Raw genomic sequence first — 24,885 nt, 5'->3', positions numbered from 1 at the left:
CCTCCCATTTCAAACTTACGTAGCAATAGTCCTGGCTAAGCCCTAAGAACGCTGCACAAATAACTCCATTTATCGCTTTTCCTCTCCAAATTATTGCTATAATTTTATTATATACCGGTTTGTATGTCGAATTCTGTAAGTTATGGTTTCACATACCAGTAGAATATTACAGCCTCTAGGGACATCTACACCCACATGTTGGAGGCTAAGTTTGATTTACAAACATCGATGATAATTATAAAACGAGGTGTTTACTTTGCAAGCTATGGATCGACTCATGAATATTTCCTGTATTGACCTTTTAAAATTCGTGGCCGAGCTTGAAGCTGACAGAAAAACTCAATCAGTTGGCAAAAAATTTGTAAATATCTCAACTATAGTACTTTATAATGATTTCTCTTTAATAAAAAGCCGCCCAACTATGAGCGGCTTTTTTCATTACAATTAAAAATTGGCTTAATTAAAGATAACCTGTTAATACTTTCAATTTTTTTAGGTGTAAAGTTAATTGTTATCCTGATGTTTCGCATAAAATCCTAGATGTATACGGTATGGACCAGGACAGCCCGGTGGTACAAAAGCTACCCGGTCACCTGCCTGAATAAGGTCATTCATAGACTTAGCAAGGCCATTAATAAAAATTATTTCAATTTCATTTAAAGGAATCTCTAGTTTCTCAGCTAGCTCGGTTCCTGAAATTGGTTCCTCAATCTCAAGAATTAAAGGAGTGGGCCAGTTTTTTTTCTTGAAAATTGCACTCAATTGAATAAAAGCCCTGACCTCGATGGTTTTCTTTTCATGTTCGCACATATAAATACATTCCTGCTACTTAAAACATAGACAAATATATCCATGTTAAGAAAATTACTGTTTCATCGTGTCCGGTTTTGCCGAAGCTACCACCGTTTATATAACACTCCGCAGCCGTAAATTCCCGACTAGCCATCGGTACACATATACAATAGCTTGATTATGCTATCTTGTATATTTTGGCATTCGCAAGATTTATACTAGCATTCAAATCGCGGTCTATTACTAATCCGCACTCTTGGCAAGTGTAAGTCCTGTCAGCAAGTTTTAGGTCTTTCTTGATATTTCCGCAGCACGAACAGGTTTTGGATGATGGATAAAATCTATCAACCACCCTTAATTCAATGCCGTTATCTTTGCACTTACACTCTAGTTTTTGCTTGAAGCAATAGAACCTTTGTTCCGCTACTGCTTTTGCTAAATGCCTATTCTTCATCATGCCACTACTATTCAAATCTTCAATAGTAATATGAGATGGCTTGGTTTTCGCTATCTCATTAACTACTTTATTGGTGTAATCATTACGGATATTAGTTAGCTTATAATGAATGGCTTGTATTTTCTTAACTTGTTTTGCTATGTTTGCAGAGTAAGTAGCAGTTTTTTCACCTCTTTTCTTTTTGTGTTCATACTTTCTCGATAAGCGTCTTTGCTCACGCTTTAACTTCCGTTTGAGTTTACGAACAGAATTTGTCTTATTGATATTCTTGAATACCTTGTTATTGCTTATTGTTGCTAATGTCTTAATCCCTAGGTCAATGCCAATACCGTTAGTCGGTTCAATATCTTCTTTTGACTTTTCATTACTATCAATCAGAACAGCTACAAAATATCTTCCTGCTTGCATGGATGCCGTTCCACTTTTAACTACTGCATTTGTAGGTATATAGCCTTTTTCTTTGAGTTGAACAAAGCCAATCGTAGGTATTTTTACTCTATGCCGTTCAACCATCCAATCAGTTGTATTGTTTTTAGGGAAATAAGCTTTAACATCTTGGTTTTTCTTTTTCTTAAATCTAGGAAATTTGCTTTCACCTTTAAAGAATCGCTTAAATGCCTGTTCACCGTTCATTATTGCCTGTTTAACAGCTTTAGATGATACGCTTTTAATCCACTGATATTCTAGATTATTCGGCAAATATTCGTTGTTCAGCCACTTGGAGAATCCATACCAGACACAAACCGCTTTTCTTGCTCATATATCTCTTTGTTGTGTGCAATGTAAAGGTTATAGACATATCGGCAAGTACCAATAGTTTGACGGATTTTAGTTTTTTGCTCTGCCGTAGGATTTAGTTCAGTCTTATAGGCTCTTAGCATAAATCACTTTCTTCTTTCAATTTTTTTATACTTTCTGAGGCCATAAATTCTGCAAGAAAAACCTGAGTTATGCTAATTAAGTCCTGAACTAATTCCTGTTCTGGTGATAATTTTTCATTATTTACTACAACAAGTTCAACTCCGTATGATTTTCAAAAATTCATCAAACCAACCATAGCCAAATCGAATAAATCTATCTTTGTGTGCAACCAATATTTGCTTTACTTCCCTATTTCTACACATTGCAAGAAGTTCATTCCATTTTTTGCGGTTATAATTCAACCCGCTGCCAATGTCCTCTAAGACTTCATCTACTATAATCCCTTTAGCATTAGCATATTGTTTCAAAAACTCAATCTGATTAACCAAATCGTCTTTTTACCCATGATTAGACACTCTAGTATATATAACTACTTTTCTTTTATTTTCTCCCTGTTTAGAAGAATGACCAATATACGCTACATATTGAGTATGCGTATAATACCTCCTGTTTGTTGGTAAACGAAAAGCGGTTAAAATACCTTCGTTATCCCATCGTTGCAAAGTTCTTACTGAAACATTAATAAGTTTTGCAAACTCATTAGGCTTGTATTGTTTATTCACGTCCATATTATGCCATTATTTGATATATTTGTCTATATTTTTATTAACTGTTCTCTTACTCCTTTTTCTGTTTTAGAGAATGCTTTACATTACAAAACGGTTGAAATCACAAAGGATGTCGACGACTTAATTATACCGTCTAACTGCCATATACGATCAAGTATTTTCGTAGTATCTTCTGGCGTTGTAATCCTTGCTTTTATAAGCACACACCATTCTCCTGCTAAGCGGTGGAACTCCTCCACTACTACTTCGGGAATATCAAGATTCGTTATTTCATCAACGATTTTATCAAAATATCTCCCTTTTATCTGCAAAGTTATTAGACATCTAAAACATGGACTAATCTTCCGCCAGTCTATTAATGCCCGATATCCAGTTATAATTCCCTGTTTTTCTAAATTATCAATTCTTTTATGTATTGCTGGCCTAGACATATGTAAGTGTTTCGCAATTTCCTCGTGACTAATTCTACCATTTTTCTCTAAAATGTTAACAATCGCAATATCTACACCATCCACAAGCAATCCTCCTTATATAATCATAACACAAAAAATATTTTTAGTAACTATCAGTAGTTATATACGTGCAATATTCTACTATTAGTAATTAAATCCCTCTTAATTACCTTAAATTCATAATATTTAGGCAAATAAGGGAATCCAACTTACGATTCGTAAAAAATCTATTATGGATCACAGTAGAATTCGGAATTATAGCAACACATTTGCAGTTACGATAACTCGATATCCTTTACTATAGCATTTCTAACAACGTTGGTACTACATTAGTTTTCCAAGCCAAGTGAACTCGTTGACCTGCTTGTTCCTGATCCGGCAAACATACCTCATACCATGAACCAATACCGGTCAGCGACAGTGCATGCGAACGTCAAGGAATGCGGTTGATCTCGAATTTGCGTCCATCCTATTGACGTAAGTCCGGAATGCAATGGGGGTAGTTCTGCTTGTCTTTTGAATCTCTCGCATGGTAATAGGCACAGCCATTCTTGGGCACGGTAGCGCCTCCTGTTTTGGGCATAAAAAAAAAGCCCGAAGGCTCAATCATTATTGTGTTCATCCAAATATATAAAAGCATAACCTGTTATTGTGATTACTGTAAACAACACTAATGCAACGATTGTAAAATGATACAGCATGTCTAGCGCTCCTTGCACATTTTTTATACTTTAGCTTATCAGATACTTATTAGAAATGCATTATAATCTTAGTTTGAAATAATTCCCATTAGGGATTTTAAAACACTGGGGCCCTTTTTGGGCGTAAGAAAAGCGCCCCGAAGGGCTTAGAATTTATGCAAATAAGTTATATTATACCAACAACTAAAATTTATATGAAACACCGACTCCATACCCATGCGCAGTGACCTTATCCTGAGTAGAATTAATATCTGTTATACTATCCATGTCGCCAACCTTTTTATAGCGGTAAACAAGATTCAGTTCTATATGATTATTTACTTCATAAGAAATACCTGTTTCAAAATTACGAAGGTTTTTGCCAATGCCCACTATACCGTATAGCTTCGTCCTAGGAGCTATTTTTGCGGTTCCAATTAATCCGCCTTGTAATACATCTTTGTTTTCAGCTGAAAATGGAATACCATTAAATTCATAAGACATCTTGGATTGATGCCACCCAACAAAAGCCGATAAATTTGTATCCAACTTATAGAGCACATTAACTTCCTGTGTTCTCATACCAATGGTTTCCTCATAATTATCGACACCATCAGGATTGAACTGGCGATACTGTAACGCCCATTTGCCACCTACTCCTGTAGTAATACCCCAGTCTATATTATTATTCCGCCCATCGAACTTTATAGTGTTGCTATAGTTAGAACTCTTAATATGATCTTCCATGTGCAAATTCGGGTAACTAGTAATGTCCACTGACGTTTTACCCGCTGAGTAGTCCATAAGAGGACTTGCAAGAGTTAAACCAGGAATTAAACTAACACATACTGTCACTGCAAGTAAAGCCAAATATTTTTTTGACATTAATAAATCCATCTCCCTTGTACCATTTTTACACACCATTCGACAAAAGGAAGTATATCCCTGCCGATGTAGGGTTTAGCTCGATGATGACGCTAATCTGATTATAATTACTAAATCAACCTTAATAGATTTAATAAAAAATATGGTAACTACGATTACCTTGTGTATCCCGCCCCCAATAATCCTGCTCCCTGTACAACCTCAAACATGCGTTTATTAAGATAAATATGTCTTTGCCTATTTTTTGTAATGTAAGAACGCCTGCATCTTCAAGAGCTGTCAAATAACTGGCTGCGAATCATCCGTACCTTATTCAGCCATCCTTCAGACATCCCCTTCGTATGATGATCGAAAACCATACAGGATCTTTCCGCATTACACGCTGATACGCATTTTGCGGCATGGTCTGATACTGAACGCAATAATCATCATTTTGATTTTGCCCGTTTTCCTCCTGAACAGCCCAGATCCGTTGTTCAAGCGCAATACCCCTGCCCGGCGGCAAATCCGACAAGGCTTCACCAACAGTAATGATACGCCCGGGGGCAAATTCCCGTCGTAACCCTTCGGGCATACAAGCCGCAGGAACCTGTATGCCGGTTTCTGCCATTCCCCCGACTAAATCTTTCCTGATACCAAAAAAGATAACGCGAGGACGGTCTTGCAGAACACCTGCTTTGATTCAATTCATAACTCCGGGCTGCAAAAGTATCCTTTTCAACAGCAACTGCAACGTCCCATCCTGCCATATGCAGGCCTTCACTCAAGCCGCCCGCACCGGCAAAAAAATCAATTGCTACAGGTCTTTCTCTCATTTCATCCCTCCCTTCCGGCCCCCACAGATTTTTCTACCGGATCACATATCCGTTATATACATTGAGCCGCATAACGTCCCGGTGAGGACTCGCGGTGTAAGAAGCCGGCTCCTCTGGCTTGCAGGCTATAATCCTCTCATTCATATTTTCGAGGAAGGCCCGGGCATTGTCAAGGAAATGCATGCACTCCGCCCAGGCACCCCGGTTGCACTACAGATTCCGGATATCAATAGTCACCTGTTTCTAGCCAGCCACATATGACGTTCTCCTGGACGCCTGAGCAAATTAAATGTGTCCATATACTCCACTTCTCCACCTGCCGCTGCAGTAGCTTCAGCCAGTATCCCTTTCGGGTTACAGGGATCCCATAAAGGATGCACAATAATAACCTTTCTTCTCCGCCCTACTGTAAACCCCGGTAACTGGCCGAAAGTTGCTGGTTGGCAATTAAAAGAGGAAGTAAACTTATTTCTCAAGGCTATTGCTATTTCCGGCCATTGCCGTAATTCAGGAAAGTCAAAGCAGCCATTCAAACCAACCACATGGGAACTATCGGCGAGAATCCGGATATAAGACATCGCCAGCCTCCAGTCCAGTAAGCCATGATAAGCCATATTCCGGTATACCTTAGGCAGTCATAGCATGACGAATCGCACTTGCCGTGCTCCAGGTCAAGAATCTTCCCCGCGTACGAATCAGGCAGTGGATTGCACGTCCCTCTCAATATGCCGGCAAAGTTTTCTGCCATATATCTTACAAAACCAGCTCCATTAGGGAGACGGTCACTAAAAATCATATCGGCAACTCCTGGCCCGGAAGGAGCCCGTTCCTCTACTGTAATGTTGGCTATTTCGATTTCATCAGGATCAATATCCAGTTCACCGGCCAAAACCCGGCGCAGCAGGAATGCCGCTAACGCTCCCCGGACACCTCCGTCCGAGTGACCAGGATGTAGATTAAAACGCATTGGTGGCATATTAGCCAGTTGCACAGCCTGCAAGCTGCCGATATCCACCCCGACCTCCATTGTAGTGGTAACACTCAAGGCATCAATCTCGTCAACATTAGAATAATATTGCCGGCTTTGACCTGTCTAATTAGTTATAATCCCGCGGGGAAATGCCGCTGCCTCTCCCCCTGATCATCCGACTGAGCGGAAAGTTCCTCGCAATGTAGACGCAGTGGCGGCCGCTCCGCGGCAACCTGTTTGGCAATATAGTTTGCCGGCCATACAGAACCGCAATTTGTATCCGCGTTTCGATTCAATAATCCGTAACAGCCAGTACAAACTCCCGCAGAAAAGTGCAAGTGATGACGGTGACAGCGCGGACATGTCCAGACAGGATCCTGTCCAACACTTACACGGACAAGCAGGTTACGGGTAACCAGCTTTCCATTATAATGACCGCAATCTCCAAAGATCCTAAAAATTGCTTCGCCCAGACTGTCCTCATTAATATAAAGATGAGCAGCTACTGTACGGACATATTTTTTAAGGAAGCCGGCATCATAGGATAAGCCAGATAGTCCTGCATATCATTATCATATTCTGATGGAATAGCGGTAAGTATCTCCCAGTTTACAGACAAAAGAATCGCAAACATGCCTGAATATCTCAGGGGCAACACTAATCTCCCCTGACCGGGCAGCTATTATTTCATCTTTAACATTAAGCACAGGCCATCCCAGACCTGATGACTCCAGCCCGAAATACAGACGCCCAAAGAACAAATCGGCAATTGCCTCCCGCAGTGCCTTTATAATCCTGTCCTTTGCTTCCTGGGCATCCATAGGGTCTTCCCGCCAGTCCTGCTTTTCAAAGTCAAATAAAGCTGTCCAGTGATGCTCCCGGCCATCCCAATATAAATGTTTGAACATCCAGATCATTGCCGGCAGGATTTACTCCTAGCGACAGAAAGCGCTGAACCAGCCTGCCGCAAGTACTGCTATCCGGCATTATGCCTGCCAGTGGAACTAGCCGTTCCCCTGCCTGTCCGCCTGATAGCCTGCAGCCACTGAACCGCTTCATCCCGGCCCCGCCTGAGCATTTTTGCCTGCGCGTCACTTACGTTATCCGGCACAGGATTCCTTTCTAAGTCCAGGGCCTCCCTCAGCATAGCTTCCCGTTCAGGATTCCTGTAAGCGGAGCAGGCGCAGCCTTGACCGGTGTGATACCATGAGAAGACCGGCGGCGGGGCGTTCCCAGCAGTTAGACCAGCTTTTTCTCGGGGTACTGCTTTGATTAGCAATGCACCGCTATGCTCTTCAATGGTAATCTTATTGCCACTTTGAAAACCAAGGTCCTGGAGCCATTTACCCTGCAGCCGGATAAGCGGCCAATGGTCTTTCCCATTATTGAGGTATGTATAATAGCCAGTCAGAATACGTGAGCTTTCCCCTCCACTGGACAAATCTATACCCCCTATCACAAGCTGCAGCAAGGTCCAAATAATGACCGGCCCTGTTATTTGCTTTTTATAGGGGGAAATTAAAAAGCGCATGCGAGGTTTAACCCTACACATGCGCTTTGCTTCGTCGTTTGCTAGTAAGCGTCAAAAATGCCGTCACCTTGACAACAAGTCATTTGGTAACGGCATTAGTTTTACAGTAATCTGGAACAAAACTGGGCATTAGTCGTTGTAGTGCCTCAACATCATTTCGTATATCCCAGTTGGGTGCGTTTTTAAAAATATAAGTCAGGTAGGCATATGGATTGAGCCCATTTTCCTTTGCGGTTTCTATTATGCTAAACACAACTGCGCTGGCTTTAGCTCCTCGCGGTGTGTTGGCAAAGAGAAAATTTTTGCGGTCAATCACAAACGGCTTAATGCTGCGCTCGGCGCGATTGTTACTGATTTCCAGCCTTCCGTCCAGTAGATATCGTTCGACATATTTCCATTGCTCCAACGTATAGTGCACGGCTCTGCCAAATCCGCTCTTGGTAGATGCCTTTACTGTATGAAGGTACGACAAAAACTCGTCAAGCACTGGTTTTGCCAGTTCCTGACGCTTTTTATAGCGTTCTTCCGGTGTACAATCAGCTAGTTGGCGCTCAATAGTAAATAGCTTATCGCAATATTGTTTGCCACGTTGCGCCCCAGAGCCTTCTCGGTCTTTTTCCAAAAGGCCTTTTAGCGCCTCGTCAAATTTTCTTCTGGCATGTGCCCAGCAGCCCACAATGACGATTCGCTCCGGCAAGCTATGATACCCGGCATAACCATCCGTATGAAGGTAGCCGCTAAACTCCTGCAAAAATTCTAAAGGATGCTTTGCCTTCCGGTCTGGCTGATAATCACACAGCACAATAGGTATACTAGCACACCCGCCAGTTCTATACAGCCACATGTAGCTTTTGCTTTGCGCAGATTTGCCCGGCTCGTGAAGTACCTGTAAAATGGTTTCATCTGCGTGGAGCACTGGCTGTATGGAAAGTAGCTCTTTAAAGGCATCATAGATTGGCTCCAGCCAATCTTCAGAACACCGAATTAGCCAGTTAGACATAGTTTGTTTGGAAAGAGCTATGCCCATACGGCTCAAATCTTGCTCCTGGCGATGCAATGGCATTCCATTTGCAAATTTCTGTGTCATAATATGAGCAACTGCTTCTGGAGAAGCAAAGCTTCCTTTGATTACCGGCTTGTCCATTGGTGCCTTGATAATAGGCACGCTGCATGAATTGACTTCACAGTCGCGGCAGGCATATACATAGTCAATATGTTCTACGATAACTGCTTTGGCCGGGATGATCTTCAATTCGCGACGGACATTTTTACCTATAATATGCAGTTTTGAACCACATTCCGGGCATTCCTGTTCATGTTCCGGTAAAAAATGCTCGACAACCTCTATTGGTAAATCGGCAGGAATGGTCTCTTTTCTTTCTTTGACATTCTTACGATAATGCTTCTGAACTTCAGTCAATTCAGGCTCGGGCACCCGTTCATCTGCTGTTGCCTCCGCCTCGTTAAAAAGATTAAACTGATCGTATTTGCTTTTTTCACTGGAGGAGCCGAACTGTTTTTGTTTGGAAAGACGCATTTGCTCCATCAGCCACTTGACCTGTTGAGTCAGTTCCTCATTTTGTATTTTTAGTGCCTCATATTCAGTACGAGAAACAGAGATCATTTCTTCTTGTGTATTAGTACCGTTCACTAGAATTTTCATGTAATAATTATACCATATTTTATGGCTTTTTTCCATGAAAAATCCGTTAAATCCATTGATTTTGCAGGATATTTAGGACTTTCAGCAAATTAGACGATTTGTATTTTATCGACTTTTTTATGCGCCCTCGGCTGTTGAATGCTTAACCCTTCCATTAGCCAACGAAACTGTTGTGGCGTAATGTGTTTGACCTCTTTTTCATCTTTTGGCCACTGAAAGCCTCCGTTCTCCAGCCGTTTATACAAAAGTACAAAGCCATCGCCATCCCAAAAGAGCGCTTTGATTCGATCACGCCGACGGCCGCAAAACAGGAACAGACTGCTGGAGAACGGATCTAGGTGAAAGCATTGCTGTATGGTCGCTGCCAGACCATCAATAGATCTTCTCATATCGGTGTGGCCACAGGCGAGAAAGATATGTTCGATTTTAGATATATCACCTAACATAAATGTTTCAGTGCCAGAAGCGTAGCCTCCACGGTTACCATATCAGCGCCTTGATAGACATGGATTTGCATATCGTTACGCTCAATCGTGATAGCCAATGTTTCCGCACGATGCTTAGGCATCTTCATTTCTGCAAATACCGAACCCTGTACGGGAACAGCCTCGCTGGAGGCAGGGAGACTTACCGAAATTGCCCGGCAAGTCTCCTGACATACAAGTTTCTGCCAATGATAGTATGTTTTCACGTTAATGTTATTTTCGCTGCACCACGTTTTAATGGTTTTGCCACTGTTGCGGCAAGCCGTAACAATATTGCGCCATTTCTCCAATCGAACTTCATGCGTCACTTTCTGTACGCTCATAAAAGTAGACCTCCTGCGAGTTTCTAAGAATCCAAATGACTCCAACAAACTCTATGTGATTCTCTTGGACCTATTGTCTCATCCGGAGGCCTGGTTGTACATGTGACGATTTATTTGACGCTTACGTTTGCTAAAGCCCAAACCCAAAAACCGGAACAGAACCGGCTGTCAACAGAAAAGCAGTCAGTAAAATATGTACGCGAACTATTGCCTTTTCGTTGAGGGGATCAAGAATAGGCTGAATTATCTGCTGCGTGAAGTCGCACAGCCCTGCTCCCCCAACATTCCACTATACCGTGCCTCGCTTGTCTCAAGCGGTCGGCATTGTATAATAGGAATGTCGTCGTGGACAGCTAGACTGTTACGTGTAGGTGCTCGTACACCTGCGCGTGCCTCGGGAGTGCTCCAACACTTCCGGGTCACGGCGACTCCTTAATTTCCACTTATTTCCAATTATAGCTCTTTTCAATTACAATCTATGGGTATAATATTAGAAAAGGACTGCCGTGTTGGTCGCACGCCAGCCCAGCAAGTTGTCTAACCGGAACGGTTAGCCTTAGTCGAGATTATTTAGAAATAACCGCGAACCTTGGCGAGAGAGCGGTTATTTCTTCTTTATGTGCGCACTGTTCTTGAACAATCTGCTCCGAAATGAGCAATAAAATCAAGCGGAATGACAGTAAATCCGAATTTTGCACTCCAATAAACAGGAGAATATCCTGTAACGGACTGGATACCGGCAGACCGGCCCTAATACTCCGACGTGCGTTATGAGAGGTATCCTCATGGGGTACGAAGCTCGGTGAAGTCGGCGAAACGCAGACCTGCGAAGCGGTTAGCAAAGTAGTCGGGGGGCTATAAAACGACCATGTTTACACACCAGGAACTTCCGTATGTACGGCTCGTAAGAAATGAGATTTCTAAATGAAGAAGTCTACTCCCCAGTGGAGTCCAATCATGGAAATGAAGATATAAAACTTGCATTTCTGTCCCATATCAGTAAAGGTATGGAGTTTTTCATCCTCCGGTAACGGATAAAGAAACGGTTGGCGGGTTACAGGAAGGGACTAAAGTCGTCATGTAAAGCCAGAGTGCAAGAAACAGTGGAACTCCAAAAGAGAATGTAAACGCTGATACCAGCAAATGTCTCTAAGCAAGAGGAAATGCTTGCTGAATTCGGAGGGCGGCAGCCCGTAGTAGTGATGAAGCGGAGTAATGACCGTGGAGCAAAGGGGCATAGTCAATCCTTATCGCATTTTTCCAAACAGCCTGTCAGGGAAGGCGTGGCCCATACCTGACATGAAACCGGCAGGCACAATCCATGAAAAGGAGGAATGCCGGCCTGGAACAACAATCTGACTATCCCATCCTTAAACCACCAACTGATGAAATGGGATTGCAACACATTCTGGATCAATTGTATGCGAAGACAAGAGCAGTTCTGGAACAAAACAGACTGCCCAAATTTCACAGCCTGCTTGAATTAATCTCATCATCGGTGACCATTCAGACGGCATTTCACAATATTAAATCTAACAAAGGCGCAGACACAGCCGGAACAGATCATCTCACTATGAGGAATCTTTTGGAACTTCCCTACCCGCAAGTAATTCGTACAATACAACAATCATTGGAAGGTTATCATCAAAAGCCAATCCGCAGACAATACATTCCTAAACCGGGAACCCGCCAAATGCGCAAATTAGGAATTCCAACAGCAACTGACCGTGTGATCCAAGAATGCGTCCGTATGATACTAGAACCCATTCTGGAAGCACAATTTTTCCCGCACTCCTATGGGTTTCGCCCCTACCGCGACACCGCCATGGCTATGGCCCGTACAACTACCTTGGTGCACAATACAGGATATTCCTGGGTTGTAGAGGGTGATATCAAACAATACTTTGACACAATTAACCACACCAAACTAATAAAACAACTTTGGCATATGGGCATTCGTGACCGCCGCGTCCTCATGATCATCAGACAAATGCTCAAAGCTGGCGTTATGAACGAAATTGCGGTAAACCCAATGGGTACTCAACAAGGTGGTATTATTTCACCGTTGCTTGCCAATGTCTACCTCAATAGCTTCGACTGGTTCATTGCTAACTCCTGGGAAAACAAGCGTACTAAAACAAACTATGCTTATCCACGGGGACGCATTAGAGCGTTGAAACTGCGCAGCCATTTAAAGCCGGCGTATTTGATCCGCTATTGTGATGACTGGGTACTGATTACCGATACAAAGGTCAACGCGCAAAAATGGAAACAGATCATTCGTAATAAGCTTGCCACTCATTTCAAGTTGACTTTATCGGAGAAAAAGACCAAAATAACCAATCTCAAAAAGAAGTCCATTGATTTTCTGGGGTTTACTTACAAAATCATAAAATCAACGAAAGCGAGATTTGGTTACATTACCCGCACGAAACCCAATATGACCAGGTTAAAAACCAAAGTCAAAGAGATTGGACAACAAATTCGCCAGTTGTGCACCCATTCAGAGGCAGAACCAAGCGTTAAGAAAATTGAGCTGATTAATAGTAAAATACGGGGTATTATCAACTACTATCAGACGGCTACTCAAGTCATTGCCGCTATGAAGAAATATGCGTGGATTCTGGGCTATCTGTCTTACCGTGAAATGTACAAACTGGGTGCAAAGAAAATCCCGGCTAATCAAACAACCAACCTGCACAAGGTTCACCAAAAGTACAATAGCCACATACCTGCAGTCTTCATTAAAGATCAAATCATCGGACTCACATCATTGCTGTTTTGCCATTGGAAGAAACCGGAGCTGAAAAACCAAAAAGAAATACCCTATTTGCAGCAAGGGCGTAGTTTATATCAGACGCGCACCGGTAAAACTCCGCTTCTTCCTCGTCAAGATGAATTACTCTCTGTTCATCTTAACCAAAGGCTAGGAAAATGTCAGCACAGTTCCCAATATACTTTCGAGTATTTTCTCAACCGTGCTTATGCTTTGAACCGGGATAAAGGGAAATGCAGGGTTTGCGAAAAAACATTGGCCAAAAATGATATTGATTTCCATCATGTTCGTCCTCTATTGCCTGCTTATAGGCTAAACCGGGTATCTAATCTAGCCAGTGTCTGCAAAATGTGTCACGACACAATTCATTCAAAACTGCCGCCGAAAAATACTGCGAAGATCAATCGCAAAATTATAAGGATGAGAGAAAAGCTGTCACTGGAAAGTCATAAGGATTTGATGGAGCGCCGTATGAGGCAAAAGTCTCACGTACGGTGCGAAACAAGGGAAAAGGGACGCCGAACGGCGTATAAATGCGTGCGCGGACGTCCCTTACCTATTGTTGCGATTAATACGATTAACGTAGCAAATGCGACTGCAAAAATAATCTTCCAGGTGAGTAAGAGAGATTTTTCATATTAAATAATGTCACTAGTGTATGGTGGCATTGCTCAAGCATCTTCTAACAAGCCAATTATATATCTAAGTTGTGAATTCTGCTCGTCCCAAACCATTCTCCAAGAGTACTAAGTGCAACATTTGAAAGCTTCTGCGTAAATAGAATAGCTAATCGTCTCTGAGGTCGCGAACAAGCTACATAAAAAAAATTTCTATTCCGAACAAAGCTATCGTGCTTACCTAAAGGTATACCATTACCAGCCCATTCCAGCATTTGTCCAAAATTATATTGACTCCAGCCCCGCCCAATAACCACTAGTACATTCTAAAATTCACCCCCCTTTACACCATGGTTTGTTGCAAAAGGAGTCTTTTCTTCTATAAAATTTGTTAACGCAATAACTTCTTTATAAGAAACATTTTTAAGTCTTTGCAAACGGGCTAATGAATCCGAAAGCTCCGCTGTAGCAGCTTCAAGTTCTCGTTCTTTACTTTCAATTCTTGTAGAAAGTCGAGGCCTTCCGGTAGCTTTCACTTGGTGAATGACAGAACCAATGGTTCCTGTTTCACGCAAGCGGAGAAGTGCAGCCATATTTTCTATCCATTGCGCTTTATCCGCATGCGAACGAATAACCGATGTTCTTGTACTAACTGCCGCAAACATTTCTCTAAACCGTCGATTTTCATATGCTTTGTGTTTCACTTAATCCACCTTCTTCATGTTGCTATATGCAACTCACGTCCTTATTATAATGTTGCATGTAGTAACTTATCAATAGATTTTCATGAAATTGTTTCTTCAAGCAACATCATGTTGCTGTTAGCAACATGATGCTATAGAATGTAAGAAAGAGGATGGTGAGATAATGGCCGCTTTTTCTCAAAGGTTAAAATTTTTGCGAGAAGAATCAGGATTGTTACAAAAAGAATTGGCCGCCAAATTAGAAATCAGCAGATCAACTATCGGCTCATAGGAATCGGGTAACAGGGTTCCTGAAATAGGTACGGCGCAACGTCTTGCTGATTTTTTTAATGTATCTGTTGATTATCTATTAGGCAGAACAGACGACCGTTCTTTAACGTTACCCGCTCAATCTCCCCAACCAAAAATGCCCAAAGACCTTAAAAAGATCCTTGAGCAGCAAGAAATAATGTTTTCCGGAACTCCGCTTGATGAAGAGGACAAGCAGGAAATACTTGATATTATTTAGTATCACCTTTATAAACGGGCGAAAGAACTTAATAAACGTAAAACGAAAGGAGCTAAGCCGAATGACAGACCGTGAACTTTTGGAATTGCTTTTACAAAAAGTAACCGGTATAGAAAATGATTTATCCGCAATGAAAGCCGACGTATCCAACATTGAAGGCCAAACAAGAGAAAATACAGATTTTATTAAAGCTCTATTGCATCGTACCGAAGAGCTTAGCGCACAAAATCATAACATTGGGGCTACAATTAACAAAATCGAAGGCAAAATTGTAAATATAGATGAAATACTTGAGGTTGTTCACACTGATCTTTCGTATGTAGTCGAAAAAACCGCTCAACACGACAGAAACTTTATTAAGCTAAGCCATGTAGCTAAGTAAACGGGCGAGGGAAATCAATAAGCGGAAACCAAAAGGAGATGCTACTGGTGAGTGAAGAGTTATTAAATAAGATATTCGATAAATTAGTGAGTATGGAGCAAGATATTCAGGTAATAAAAGCTACTTTACCTACACTTGCAACCAAAGAAGATATTAACTGTCTTGCCAATGAAACACAGAAAGACGTTATTGCTATGCTTGATCACATTAGCAAAAAGACTGATAGTATCGAAAACAAGCTAGATGTATTAAATGATCGAACCTTCGAAAATGAGGCTGATATTCGCTATCTAAAGAAAGCGAGGTAAAATTATGAGTGATGAATTATTAAAGCAAATACTGGATGGTCAGAAACAATTATTCGAAAGCCAAAATCAAATTAATGAACGCTTAAACCGCATCGAAACCAAAATTGATGCCGGATTTAAGAATACTAAAGAAGCTAATGACGCCCTCCTTGATCTAATCGAAAAAACATATCGTGAAACCGAATCTGTACCTCGTGTTGAGGCTAAAATTGATATTCTAGATAAACGGCTTTTTGAAAATGAAGCAGAAATCTCACTACTTAAACGCGCTAAGTGATACATCACTGTTCTAGCGTGTTTTTATTTGTCGTTTTTTGGCGAACGTTAGTTTTATGACCTGAGGCCATATATGCGCATTAAACAACGTGCAAACAATTTAGCAAAAAAGTACCACACTCGCAGCCCATACGAACTAGCTTCCTATTTGAATATTGAAGTTTTTGAGTGGTGACCCACCACGGAATCGAACCGTGAACCTACTGATTAAGAGTCAAAAATGAGCTCAATTTTTCATTTTAAAAACGTCATGAATGCTTGATATTGCTGCATTTTCATCACACGCCGTCACGAACTTTTTTCGCGGCATTGTTGTACGGTTGTTGTAGTACAACAACCACCGGGTGAAAGATTTATCACGTTTATAGCTACCATTCCATTATGTGGTAAAATCTTCCCATATCAATATAACGTGGGTAAAAACGCAAGAAAATTACCCACGTTATAAAACACGAGTAATTCTTACCTATACCTTTTCATCTCTTGTCCATATTTATGGCTTACTATTCATGAATATCAAACCTTATTTTATAACCATTCAGTCTTTTAGACTTAAGGGAACTTCCCAGTTATTTTTCTGAATATTTTCAAACGTTTTTAGTTGCCTTCTTTTAAAATTCACACTGGAAGATTGACCCAAAACCGCATTGATTTTTTCATATTTATTGCTCGCCGTTTCTTGATCCATATGCCCGAAATGTACATTTAAAGCCAGAATATCATAATAGGTTAGCATCACATTTTCACTGAACCACTTAAACTCATTGCAATTGTCCGAAATGATGATACCGATACCCAATGCCGCCGCATATCCTGCGCACTCACTCTCGCCGCGACCTACAACCGCTCTCTTATCCTCAATGATAGGTTCTGCTAATTTATTTAAAACATAATCCGCCTGCCGGTCTAAGACCTGAAATAACGTGCCTTCTTCAATACACCTTAAAATAACTGGTAAACAAGTGCCTGCTTTTCTTTTAATTCCTCGTTCGAGTACATACTGAGGAATGATGATTTTAGTAAATAGATAGCGAAGTATATCCAATTCATCTGCTTTTGCCAGATGAATCATTATATCTGCATCTGAAATTGCCGCTACATATTTCATTCGATTTCTCCTGGCTTTTCATATCCGAAGGTTTCCGGAGTTTTTCCCACATACTCCAATACTTCATATAATTTGCCATAAGAAATCTTCTGCTTCTCAAAATTATTGCGAACAAACTGCAGATATTCATCGGATATGCTATTCACATGGGAAGGAATTATCAAACGAATATCCTTGCCTTCTTGTATCGTCAATTCTTGCAGTTCCACCGCTCTCTCAGGAGTAGCATAGCCACGCAAAAAATCATATCGTTTGGCCGCACAAAGCTGTAACTGAACTAATCTTTTCAACATAGCAGTATAACTAACTTGGAAGACATGCTGTAATCGGATGATATGACGTACTTCTACCTTATCCGTCTTCACATCTTCCCCCACCAACTTGAAAAATGATTCTTTCACACCATCTTCCGGCATCAAAAATTCTGCGGCAAATCCCTGCGCATTTTTTTCTTCCTCAGTTTCATTTTCATAAAGCAGTCTTTCCCGCCGCAATATATCCTGATTGTAGGTAAGGTGATACAATTCATGAGCACCCGTAAACCGCTCATGACCTAATGTAAAATTGGTGTTCAACACTACTACAAAATGTTCTTCAAAAAACGTAGAAAAACCAGAAGTTTGCGATTCCAACGGTTTACGAATCAATAATGAGCAACTGTCCAAAATAGCAAAGATATCACAATATCCCTTTCTAGACCATCTCAGACGGGTATTCTCTGCTAAATCTTTAATCTGCAATCGTTCTTGCCCCGATAGCATACCCTTCAGCGATGACATGGCTATACCCTCCATATGGGTTCACGCTTACGGACTATCAGTTTTCCCTCGTGCAATTGCTTCTGCTTAATTAAAGCTTTCATCATATCTTGTATCTCCGCGATCTCCTCAGAGACTATGTTTACACCCGCTTTACGACGAAACAAAGTAACCAAGTCTTCCGCCGTCTCTTCTTTAAGTAATTCCGTTACTGGTACGCTTAAAACCGTCGCAAAGACTGGCAACTCCATAGCAGACAGAGGGCGATCACCACTTTCGATCTTACTAATGGTTTCTCTACTAATATGCAATCCTTGCTCTTTGAGTTTATCAGAAAGTTGCACTTGATTCAGTCCACGAGTCACTCGGGCACTTTGAATACGAGCGCCAATTTCTTCTAATGTTAACATTATTCACTCCCCCTCTCATGTAATATTATATTACGCAAAAAACAAAAAGTATATACATTTGTTCGAAATTATTACAAAATAAGAGTATGACATTAAAAAAATCATCTGCTACAGGCTGCCTCTGTCGACAAGTGTACCGAATAAAACAGCAAACTAAAGCAAGCAAGAATAGCACCGACACTATCAAGCAAATCAATCAAAAAATACTGCCTTCTTGCTCCGTTACCACCAAAACAAGCTGCCGTCTACATGCCCCGGGCTTACCGCTTTAAAGCAATTGCCCGCTGCCATTACCACAATCGTCAGTACAGAAAAGAGCGAGAGTTTATTTCTCGAAATCAATGTTAGCAACTCAGCTTACTCAGAGCTTTTTGTCTGGATTGAACTAAAGGACGTATTAATTTTTTCAACTAATTTTTTTATCTCCTCCGCAATGCGTTGACTACGTTCAGCAGGATCCATATCTAAAATGGACACTTTATTTTCTCTATCCCGCCAAAGTTTTTCCTGTGACAACCATCCATCTAGAGCCTCAATAATCTCAGTTTCTTCTTTAGATAACATCTCTTTATGCTCGTGAAGCCAACATTGTTCTTTACCAAAAGACGCTTCCGCAACCGCTGTCAATACGGCAATTCTACACATTCTCAAACCCGCATCCTCTACTGTCTTGGCAAACCCCATCCATTCCCCTCCTATCCGCTTTACATCTTGAGAAGATAGTGCAGTCCATGAATTCTTTTTTGTTCTTATGTTTTTGATAGCCTCTAATACCCCATCTAGATTGGAAAGAGGTCGCCCCCCTCTGGGAAGAGATGCTCGGTGATCCCATAGTTTTATAATTGCCTCACAGCATTTATCCCGCGCCTGACTACGCAAACTTTGATCGGTTATATTCTCGGCTGCATCAATTAATTCGGCAACATAGTGTGCCATCCATCGTCCAAGAGTGTCAACACCTGGTTCTAGAGAAAGCTCCTCAACAAGTTTTTTCCCTAATGCAATAACGCTCTCGGAGCGTTTCGAGAGTTCCATCTGCATGGATGAGGTAGATTTTCGCTTTACCTGGGACATATTTCCCTGTTCCCTCCTTATCAGCCCAACGATCAATCATACATTTAACAATAAGGCATCGTTGCCTTTCTTTTAGATAATCCAATAGGCTATTCACGTCTACCCACAGTCTATGCCCCTCTGAATAAAACCCTCTATCTTCACGATCAGTTTTCGGTTGTTCATCCCAACATTCCAAATTAGTTACCGGCTTATCCTCATATCCACACCGCCAATATCGCTTATGATCAGAGGAACATTCAAGATTTGCCCATGCCACAAAATCTGTTCCGGGAACGACTAGTGAACTAGACAACTGGTTACGTAATGGATCATTTTCATCTATACCGCCGCATTCAGATTCAAGTATTCTGAGCCAACCTTTCAGTTCGAACCCTTCAGAAGAAATCTCCAATTCATCCCCCTCAGGAGGAACACGGTAGTCATTAGGATTTACAGCAGTCTGCATTGCGCACAAAAGTGCCGGTGCAGTCTCTGGAACCACTAAAGCACTTGAAATATACATTGATTCTGAAGCACCACGGACTGCGCGCCTATAATAACCATGTAATACGAGAAATTCGGGAAGTGAAGTTTTTGTAAACCCTATAAACGGATCAAAGGCATCCAGTGAAATATCTTGCTCCCAGTTTGCACCCGTTGGCCCATCAAGATGCCAATAGATATCTTCAAGTGGCAAAGAATCACGTAAATCAGCCAACCAGTAACCAGGGTAGGTCAATGTCCACCTAGCAAGCCAATGACCGTAAGGGTTATTCTCCCACTCGTCATATTTAGCCGAGCGACTTTTTAACAATTCGTCTGCTGTACAAAACATCGCATGCCATTCAACATAGGCATGAACAGTCTCAACAGTCGAATCACTGCCCTGCCTATTAGAGTATAAATTGTAATCGTACTTTTGGCGTATCCAATCTCTTTGATAACCTATGTTTGCAGGTATACCCCATTTATCACAGATCCATATTTCGGCCATCTGCGCAATGGTATTTCTCTCTTCTCCAAACACCCTTGCCAGAGGTTCATACCAATATGGAAGAGTGTCCGTCTCATCAAAACTGAATCTGAGTTCTTTAGAATCTATCCGACGAGTACCTGAATATCGTCTGTTTTTCGTTTTATTAGGAGGATAAGGACTTTTATTAATAGCAGATAGTGCAGTTATTTCACTGCTAGAATATATACCTGGGTCATGTTTGGTTAGCGCTAGTGCAGCAGATTGGGCAAAGTGACGTATAAGTGCATGCGGTACTTCCGGCTCTAACGCTTCATTCATAATTTTATTTGAATGGCGCCTTATAGCGTTCGGAGCCTCTGCTGCAAGACGATCTAGTAAAATAAAAGTCCACAACCTTGCTGAAAGCCAAAAGAAATCATGTTTATAATCTATCATTGCAGCACAGCACTTATCGTCACATAGTAAAACTAATGAATCAACTATTTCATAAAATTCCAGGCGCACCATTCGTCGAACTGCATGGGCTGCCCGCCAGCGTAAACGTTTATCAGGGTGACCTAACAGCCTCCAAATAAACTTAGAAACGATTTCTAAACTTGCTTTCGGTGGACGAAGTTCTTCCCGCCATAAGCCATCTGCACAATCAGTTGGAATTTTGGCAGAAAGCCGCTCAAGCAACCATTGTTGCACACTCTCTGCTTCGGTAGGTGTAAGAGAGACCGTCAATTCGTGAATTACTTCATATGTTATTTCGGCCGGAGCCCCAACAAACTGAGGAAGAACATCGACAACCCACTTATATAAATCTGTATCAGGTATTCCGAATACCGCTTGAAAACGCTTCACCATTCTCGACCTAGAGCCGTAATAGATCATCTCAGATAGGCGCCGTACCAAAAAATCGGTACATTTTTCTTTTTGCCATTCCCGCACATTGGGGTGAAAAGACCATTCTTGTATACGACCTTCGAGAGCCTTCAACAGTAAACCCACCGAGAGTTTTTCCGACTTAATCATTAAAAGTGCATCCAATTGTTTTGTATAATCACTTACGACACAACACTGCTGTAACCGGCATAGTAACTCTTTTTGAAGATTACTCCCATATTTGTCGATCTTGCGGACCTCATCAAGTGCCAATTCAATTTCATCAGAAGTAAGAAAAGATTGATTGCCCAAAATTTGTTCCCAATTAGGAACCTCTAAATTCTCATCCGTTTCCCGCGCAGTATCATCTGTGACCGGCTTTTTATATGTGCCTTCAAGAAAACTTAAAAGATCAGTTAGACAAATAGCGCCTTGACTATGTCCAACATTATGTTTATTAGCCCAACTCATCACAGCCGATGCTTGCGACTTGCGCTCAACAATCGGGACATAAAGACATATATCTGCGGCAATTAGAGACAAGTATTCTATCGCCTGAACTTGTCCGCCTGATGTTTGCGCAGCATCGAGAATTGTCAGAGTAAGTTGCTCATACTCATTACCAGAAGAAATCGGTAAAATACTTAATGCATACGCCATTTCTAGCGAAATGTAGTTGCGCTGTATAGCAATGAGAAGTACTATAACTATCTCGTTTTCAATATTTCTCACGCCTCGCTCATCCCACCTACTCAATATGGCGAAAACAGAGGCTGGATCAAGGCAGAATAATCCTTTCATTGCTTCATCCCAAGGAAAATGATCCCAGCCATCCATGCGTCGATGGCAGGCTTCAACAAAACGTGCAAATTGGTATGCTAACTCAGCATTAGAATACCGCGATTCACTTGATATCTTATCGGCAAAAGATGCCATACAATTTATTTGAGTAAATACTTCCTCATCAATCTCCGAGGCAGCCTCCACAGCGAGGTTGAAGTAATACCGTGCAACATCTGGATCGACCACTTCAGCAATTCGAGTGCATTGGACTAATAGGTCAATTTGCTCTCTGGCTGTTCCAGGTGCCTTTTCTAAATCTTGTCGAACTTGATCTAGCAAACGCAATACCTCGCCATGCATTCTTGGTAAAGCTACTACTCTTAAGATCACTCTCTTCCAACGATTGTTCCTGCAATTCATCTAAGAATTGCATATCAAAAATAAAAGGTTCAATATCTGCGGATACAATTCCAAGGCGTTGCAAATCCTCAGATGTGAATATGATGGTTTTGAAAAGTAATTTCAAATTCTTATTCGAAGGAATGCTAACTGGGCCTTTATCATTACCTTCACCCGGTGAAAAGCGATTAAGACGACGTCGGGCGGCAATTTCTTCACTAAGTAGTAGGATTCCGCGTACTTCACGCTTCAACTGACATGTGCTCTGCTCGTCCGGTAGTGTTCTAATGATGTTCAGCATCCGTTGAAGATAAAAATCACTACTTTCCCAAATCCCTTCAAAAATTCGGATGTTTCCTTCATCGGTAATCACATTAGATATAAATACATCCTCAACTGGATCTTCTAAATAGACGAAAGAAGTTGCACCCAATTCAGTGTTTAACCATAACTGAATATGATGTACCATCGGTTCTTTTTTCCCTGAAGAATAGGATATAATAAGATGTATTAGCATTTCAAGACGAAGAGTATTTGCATGCAAAGCTGGCAAAGTCAAAAGACCTGAAACTAATGATGCTGCTTTAATTGGATGAAATGGTCTAAGCTTCTTCTTGATACTCGGCCGCTCTTGAATAATATGAGAAAATTCCCGGCTTGGAGCCAATGACTCAAGTATTCCTAAAAAATCATTATCGTTTTGTAACATTAACCCTCTCCATTTTCCTTTAATATTCTCAATCATTTATAACCTACCGTCCAACAGCAACCCGAATATCATGACGGAGTTTTATATTGCTATGTACGAAGCTATGCTGATTCAACAATTGGGTCACATTCGTATATACTGGCTGCTGCATCAATGGATCGCGTATCGTAACGACTACACAAAACGGCTGCGAAAGCTCTTCATCTTTCAAGATCGCTTGCTTTTCAATAAAACAATAGACGCATATACCGGCCTGGGAGGTGGCGCAATATGAATTTGGACACCATAAACCGCCAACTAAATGAACTTCGCCTTGAACAAGTTAATTTTTCGGAGTTGTTTAAAGACGGGTTAACCCCCATGGAAAGTATCACAGCGTTCCTTGCGGAACAATTGCGGCTAAAGGAAACTAAAGCTGCTAAAATGCGTATTCGACGGGCTAACATGCCGCCGCTTAAAACGATTGAGCAGTTTGACTTTGGTTTCCAGCGTAGCATCACCAAAGAGCAAATGTTGAGGCTTTGCGATTTTAACTGGATTGAGGATGCGTACAACATCATGTTTTTAGGGCCGCCTAGCGTTGGGAAATCGCATCTTGCGACGGCTCTCGGCTATCGTGCTTTAGATAAAGGCTATGCCGTTTCATTTCTTACTCTTGAAGATTTGATGAGGCTGCTTAAAACCGCCGAAATTTCTTCGCAATCAAAGCAACGACTACGAATAGTATATAAATCTAACCTTGTTATCATTGACGAAGTTGGCTTTCTGCCAGTATCGCCCTTAGAAGCAAATCTCCTGTTTTCTTTTGTCTCAGCCTTACATGAAAAGACTTCTATCATCATCACTTCCAACAAGGGATTTTCAGAATGGGCCGGGTTTCTTGGAGATGAAGTGATCACTACGGCCATCCTTGACAGACTGGTTTATCACTGTGAAATTTTCAATATGGTTGGTGATGGTTACCGCCTAAAAAACAGGAAATCTATTTTAAGCTAATGTTATGCCTGAAGATTTATACAATTACAGCTGAAAATTTATTTAAAGTACGTTCCGTGTTTCACACATTCTTGTTGTTAAAAAAAGTGGTACATTTTGTGGCCATTTTCGGTACATTTTACTTGACCGCTTACATTTGAGCTATAACAGAAATAAGAATCCAGTATTTTAGCGGATTCATGAGCATTTATCCCGAAATTTATCGAACCAATCACTCAAATGAATATAGGCCCTCGATAGGCAATTAAATAAATATCCAGTTACAAAGTCGGCAACCGATAGCTAGTAACCATAGTAGTGATGTCTATTCCACTTTCTGCAACGATTCAACAAATTTGATTACCTGCTCCTGCTTTTCTGGAGTTAATCCTTGAAAATCCTGTAATAATTTTTCAATTGGAGTTTGCGATCTCGGTTTACTGACTTTTGAAATCGACAAAGGTATATCAAGATTAACGTAGATAATATCGAGGTCTTTTCCTAAATATCGTTTAGCTGAATCCTTTAAAAGTCCATTATAGCGTTCTTCCATCCATTCTTTTACAAATTGCTTTGGAGTTCCAATAATCAATTCCCGGTGGTTTAGTTCAATAGGAACTATATCAACTATCCAAGTATTAAATAAAGGCTTTATTATTTCCCTTTTTAAATCCAGAAGTATTTGATTCCATAATAAAGTAAGCCCTGATTCTGTTGCGACCTGCGTCAT

28 protein-coding genes and 1 pseudogene are annotated in these 24,885 nt (G+C 41.2%); 6 read left to right on the top strand and 23 right to left on the bottom strand.

Features of this window, described 5'->3' with window-relative positions; translation table 11 throughout:
- Positions 1-504: 504 nt before the first annotated feature.
- The 15 genes and pseudogenes from AC1ECB_RS00145 to tnpA form a co-directional block, all read right to left on the bottom strand.
- A complete protein-coding gene (locus tag AC1ECB_RS00145) occupies positions 505-810 on the bottom strand; it encodes a MoaD/ThiS family protein (protein WP_485666909.1) in 306 nt (101 codons plus the stop codon).
- 160 nt (positions 811-970) lie between these two features.
- On the bottom strand, positions 971-1,948 hold the full coding sequence (locus AC1ECB_RS00140; RefSeq protein WP_485666908.1) for an RNA-guided endonuclease InsQ/TnpB family protein: 978 nt from the start codon (positions 1,946-1,948) through the stop codon (positions 971-973).
- A gap of 11 nt (positions 1,949-1,959) precedes the next feature.
- Entirely contained in the window at positions 1,960-2,130 is a 171-nt protein-coding gene (locus AC1ECB_RS00135; RefSeq protein ID WP_485666907.1) for a helix-turn-helix domain-containing protein, read from the bottom strand.
- Between the two features lie 3 nt (positions 2,131-2,133).
- Positions 2,134-2,739, bottom strand: a pseudogene (locus tag AC1ECB_RS00130) (IS607 family transposase).
- Positions 2,740-2,822: 83 nt separating this feature from the next.
- On the bottom strand, positions 2,823-3,254 hold the full coding sequence (locus tag AC1ECB_RS00125; protein WP_021166596.1) for an Lrp/AsnC family transcriptional regulator: 432 nt from the start codon (positions 3,252-3,254) through the stop codon (positions 2,823-2,825).
- A gap of 821 nt (positions 3,255-4,075) precedes the next feature.
- Positions 4,076-4,756: a hypothetical protein gene (locus tag AC1ECB_RS00120; RefSeq protein WP_485666906.1), complete on the bottom strand. Its 681-nt coding sequence runs from the start codon at positions 4,754-4,756 to the stop codon at positions 4,076-4,078.
- A gap of 313 nt (positions 4,757-5,069) precedes the next feature.
- Positions 5,070-5,366, bottom strand: coding sequence for a hypothetical protein (locus AC1ECB_RS00115; RefSeq protein WP_485669421.1), 297 nt, complete (start codon positions 5,364-5,366; stop codon positions 5,070-5,072).
- Complete coding sequence (locus tag AC1ECB_RS00110) at positions 5,275-5,571, bottom strand: DNA cytosine methyltransferase (RefSeq protein WP_485666905.1); 297 nt, start codon at positions 5,569-5,571, stop codon at positions 5,275-5,277. Before AC1ECB_RS00110 ends, AC1ECB_RS00115 begins: the two co-directional genes overlap by 92 nt.
- 233 nt (positions 5,572-5,804) lie before the next feature.
- Positions 5,805-6,149 (bottom strand): hypothetical protein, encoded by a 345-nt coding sequence (locus AC1ECB_RS00105; RefSeq protein ID WP_485666904.1) that lies wholly within the window; start codon positions 6,147-6,149, stop codon positions 5,805-5,807.
- Positions 6,101-6,616 carry a DUF1998 domain-containing protein gene (locus AC1ECB_RS00100; RefSeq protein ID WP_485666903.1) on the bottom strand — a complete coding sequence of 172 codons (516 nt, stop codon included), beginning with the start codon at positions 6,614-6,616 and terminating at the stop codon, positions 6,101-6,103. The genes AC1ECB_RS00105 and AC1ECB_RS00100 overlap by 49 nt, the downstream gene beginning before the upstream one ends.
- 497 nt (positions 6,617-7,113) lie before the next feature.
- On the bottom strand, positions 7,114-7,458 hold the full coding sequence (locus tag AC1ECB_RS00095) for a hypothetical protein (protein WP_485666902.1): 345 nt from the start codon (positions 7,456-7,458) through the stop codon (positions 7,114-7,116).
- 59 nt (positions 7,459-7,517) lie between these two features.
- Positions 7,518-7,982, bottom strand: a complete 465-nt coding sequence (locus tag AC1ECB_RS00090; RefSeq protein ID WP_485666901.1) for a SymE family type I addiction module toxin — start codon at positions 7,980-7,982, stop codon at positions 7,518-7,520.
- Positions 7,983-8,151: 169 nt separating this feature from the next.
- Entirely contained in the window at positions 8,152-9,735 is a 1,584-nt protein-coding gene (gene tnpC / locus AC1ECB_RS00085) for an IS66 family transposase (RefSeq protein WP_485666900.1), read from the bottom strand.
- Positions 9,736-9,824: 89 nt separating this feature from the next.
- A complete protein-coding gene (gene tnpB / locus AC1ECB_RS00080; protein ID WP_485666585.1) occupies positions 9,825-10,181 on the bottom strand; it encodes an IS66 family insertion sequence element accessory protein TnpB in 357 nt (118 codons plus the stop codon).
- Complete coding sequence (gene tnpA / locus AC1ECB_RS00075; RefSeq protein WP_485664427.1) at positions 10,175-10,543, bottom strand: IS66 family insertion sequence element accessory protein TnpA; 369 nt, start codon at positions 10,541-10,543, stop codon at positions 10,175-10,177. Before tnpA ends, tnpB begins: the two co-directional genes overlap by 7 nt.
- Before the next feature lie 1,321 nt (positions 10,544-11,864).
- Here tnpA and ltrA point away from each other — a divergent pair.
- On the top strand, positions 11,865-13,961 hold the full coding sequence (ltrA, locus tag AC1ECB_RS00070) for a group II intron reverse transcriptase/maturase (RefSeq protein ID WP_485666899.1): 2,097 nt from the start codon (positions 11,865-11,867) through the stop codon (positions 13,959-13,961).
- A gap of 301 nt (positions 13,962-14,262) precedes the next feature.
- Here the strand turns inward: ltrA and AC1ECB_RS00065 are convergent, their stop codons facing one another.
- A complete protein-coding gene (locus AC1ECB_RS00065) occupies positions 14,263-14,640 on the bottom strand; it encodes a hypothetical protein (RefSeq protein ID WP_485666898.1) in 378 nt (125 codons plus the stop codon).
- 163 nt (positions 14,641-14,803) lie between these two features.
- Here AC1ECB_RS00065 and AC1ECB_RS00060 point away from each other — a divergent pair, with 163 nt between their 5' ends.
- The 4 genes from AC1ECB_RS00060 to AC1ECB_RS00045 all read left to right on the top strand — a co-directional run bounded on the left by AC1ECB_RS00060 (position 14,804) and on the right by AC1ECB_RS00045 (position 16,115).
- On the top strand, positions 14,804-14,911 hold the full coding sequence (locus AC1ECB_RS00060; RefSeq protein WP_485666897.1) for a helix-turn-helix domain-containing protein: 108 nt from the start codon (positions 14,804-14,806) through the stop codon (positions 14,909-14,911).
- Positions 14,912-15,209: 298 nt separating this feature from the next.
- On the top strand, positions 15,210-15,530 hold the full coding sequence (locus tag AC1ECB_RS00055; RefSeq protein ID WP_485666896.1) for a hypothetical protein: 321 nt from the start codon (positions 15,210-15,212) through the stop codon (positions 15,528-15,530).
- 47 nt (positions 15,531-15,577) lie between these two features.
- Positions 15,578-15,838: a hypothetical protein gene (locus AC1ECB_RS00050; protein WP_485666895.1), complete on the top strand. Its 261-nt coding sequence runs from the start codon at positions 15,578-15,580 to the stop codon at positions 15,836-15,838.
- 4 nt (positions 15,839-15,842) lie between these two features.
- Complete coding sequence (locus AC1ECB_RS00045) at positions 15,843-16,115, top strand: hypothetical protein (RefSeq protein ID WP_485666894.1); 273 nt, start codon at positions 15,843-15,845, stop codon at positions 16,113-16,115.
- Between the two features lie 537 nt (positions 16,116-16,652).
- Here the strand turns inward: AC1ECB_RS00045 and AC1ECB_RS00040 are convergent.
- The 6 genes from AC1ECB_RS00040 to AC1ECB_RS00015 form a co-directional block, all read right to left on the bottom strand.
- Positions 16,653-17,222, bottom strand: coding sequence for a hypothetical protein (locus tag AC1ECB_RS00040; protein ID WP_485666893.1), 570 nt, complete (start codon positions 17,220-17,222; stop codon positions 16,653-16,655).
- Positions 17,219-18,001 (bottom strand): ImmA/IrrE family metallo-endopeptidase, encoded by a 783-nt coding sequence (locus AC1ECB_RS00035; protein ID WP_485666892.1) that lies wholly within the window; start codon positions 17,999-18,001, stop codon positions 17,219-17,221. The genes AC1ECB_RS00040 and AC1ECB_RS00035 overlap by 4 nt, the downstream gene beginning before the upstream one ends.
- A 2-nt stretch (positions 18,002-18,003) precedes the next feature.
- Positions 18,004-18,390, bottom strand: coding sequence for a helix-turn-helix domain-containing protein (locus AC1ECB_RS00030; RefSeq protein WP_485666891.1), 387 nt, complete (start codon positions 18,388-18,390; stop codon positions 18,004-18,006).
- A gap of 357 nt (positions 18,391-18,747) precedes the next feature.
- Positions 18,748-19,464, bottom strand: coding sequence for a hypothetical protein (locus AC1ECB_RS00025; RefSeq protein WP_485666890.1), 717 nt, complete (start codon positions 19,462-19,464; stop codon positions 18,748-18,750).
- A complete protein-coding gene (locus AC1ECB_RS00020; protein ID WP_485666889.1) occupies positions 19,370-22,411 on the bottom strand; it encodes a hypothetical protein in 3,042 nt (1,013 codons plus the stop codon). The genes AC1ECB_RS00025 and AC1ECB_RS00020 overlap by 95 nt, the downstream gene beginning before the upstream one ends.
- Entirely contained in the window at positions 22,350-23,216 is an 867-nt protein-coding gene (locus tag AC1ECB_RS00015) for a hypothetical protein (RefSeq protein ID WP_485666888.1), read from the bottom strand. Before AC1ECB_RS00015 ends, AC1ECB_RS00020 begins: the two co-directional genes overlap by 62 nt.
- A 234-nt stretch (positions 23,217-23,450) precedes the next feature.
- Between AC1ECB_RS00015 and istB the strand changes: the two genes are divergently transcribed.
- Entirely contained in the window at positions 23,451-24,176 is a 726-nt protein-coding gene (istB, locus tag AC1ECB_RS00010) for an IS21-like element helper ATPase IstB (protein ID WP_485666887.1), read from the top strand.
- 304 nt (positions 24,177-24,480) lie between these two features.
- Here the strand turns inward: istB and AC1ECB_RS00005 are convergent, their stop codons facing one another.
- Positions 24,481-24,885, bottom strand: coding sequence for a DnaA N-terminal domain-containing protein (locus AC1ECB_RS00005; protein ID WP_485666886.1), 405 nt, complete (start codon positions 24,883-24,885; stop codon positions 24,481-24,483).

This window comes from Sporomusa sp. 246TCP1, from assembly GCF_057319775.1.
Note: the sequence above shows the minus strand (reverse complement) of the source record. Positions and strands in the feature narration are given on the sequence as shown.

Coding starts and splice junctions, on each gene's coding strand:
- AC1ECB_RS00145 (WP_485666909.1), bottom strand. CDS start 810: ATGTGCGAACATGAAAAGAAAACCATCGAGGTCAGGGCTTTTATTCAA.
- AC1ECB_RS00135 (WP_485666907.1), bottom strand. CDS start 2,130: ATGCTAAGAGCCTATAAGACTGAACTAAATCCTACGGCAGAGCAAAAA.
- AC1ECB_RS00120 (WP_485666906.1), bottom strand. CDS start 4,756: ATGTCAAAAAAATATTTGGCTTTACTTGCAGTGACAGTATGTGTTAGT.
- AC1ECB_RS00115 (WP_485669421.1), bottom strand. CDS start 5,366: ATGGCAGAAACCGGCATACAGGTTCCTGCGGCTTGTATGCCCGAAGGG.
- AC1ECB_RS00110 (WP_485666905.1), bottom strand. CDS start 5,571: ATGAGAGAAAGACCTGTAGCAATTGATTTTTTTGCCGGTGCGGGCGGC.
- AC1ECB_RS00105 (WP_485666904.1), bottom strand. CDS start 6,149: ATGTCTTATATCCGGATTCTCGCCGATAGTTCCCATGTGGTTGGTTTG.
- AC1ECB_RS00095 (WP_485666902.1), bottom strand. CDS start 7,458: ATGATCTGGATGTTCAAACATTTATATTGGGATGGCCGGGAGCATCAC.
- tnpC (WP_485666900.1), bottom strand. CDS start 9,735: ATGAAAATTCTAGTGAACGGTACTAATACACAAGAAGAAATGATCTCT.
- tnpB (WP_485666585.1), bottom strand. CDS start 10,181: ATGTTAGGTGATATATCTAAAATCGAACATATCTTTCTCGCCTGTGGC.
- tnpA (WP_485664427.1), bottom strand. CDS start 10,543: ATGAGCGTACAGAAAGTGACGCATGAAGTTCGATTGGAGAAATGGCGC.
- ltrA (WP_485666899.1), top strand. CDS start 11,865: ATGAAAAGGAGGAATGCCGGCCTGGAACAACAATCTGACTATCCCATC.
- AC1ECB_RS00060 (WP_485666897.1), top strand. CDS start 14,804: ATGGCCGCTTTTTCTCAAAGGTTAAAATTTTTGCGAGAAGAATCAGGA.
- AC1ECB_RS00055 (WP_485666896.1), top strand. CDS start 15,210: ATGACAGACCGTGAACTTTTGGAATTGCTTTTACAAAAAGTAACCGGT.
- AC1ECB_RS00045 (WP_485666894.1), top strand. CDS start 15,843: ATGAGTGATGAATTATTAAAGCAAATACTGGATGGTCAGAAACAATTA.
- AC1ECB_RS00040 (WP_485666893.1), bottom strand. CDS start 17,222: ATGAAATATGTAGCGGCAATTTCAGATGCAGATATAATGATTCATCTG.
- AC1ECB_RS00035 (WP_485666892.1), bottom strand. CDS start 18,001: ATGTCATCGCTGAAGGGTATGCTATCGGGGCAAGAACGATTGCAGATT.
- AC1ECB_RS00030 (WP_485666891.1), bottom strand. CDS start 18,390: ATGTTAACATTAGAAGAAATTGGCGCTCGTATTCAAAGTGCCCGAGTG.
- AC1ECB_RS00025 (WP_485666890.1), bottom strand. CDS start 19,464: ATGTCCCAGGTAAAGCGAAAATCTACCTCATCCATGCAGATGGAACTC.
- AC1ECB_RS00015 (WP_485666888.1), bottom strand. CDS start 23,216: ATGATTGAGAATATTAAAGGAAAATGGAGAGGGTTAATGTTACAAAAC.
- istB (WP_485666887.1), top strand. CDS start 23,451: ATGAATTTGGACACCATAAACCGCCAACTAAATGAACTTCGCCTTGAA.
- AC1ECB_RS00005 (WP_485666886.1), bottom strand. CDS start 24,885: ATGACGCAGGTCGCAACAGAATCAGGGCTTACTTTATTATGGAATCAA.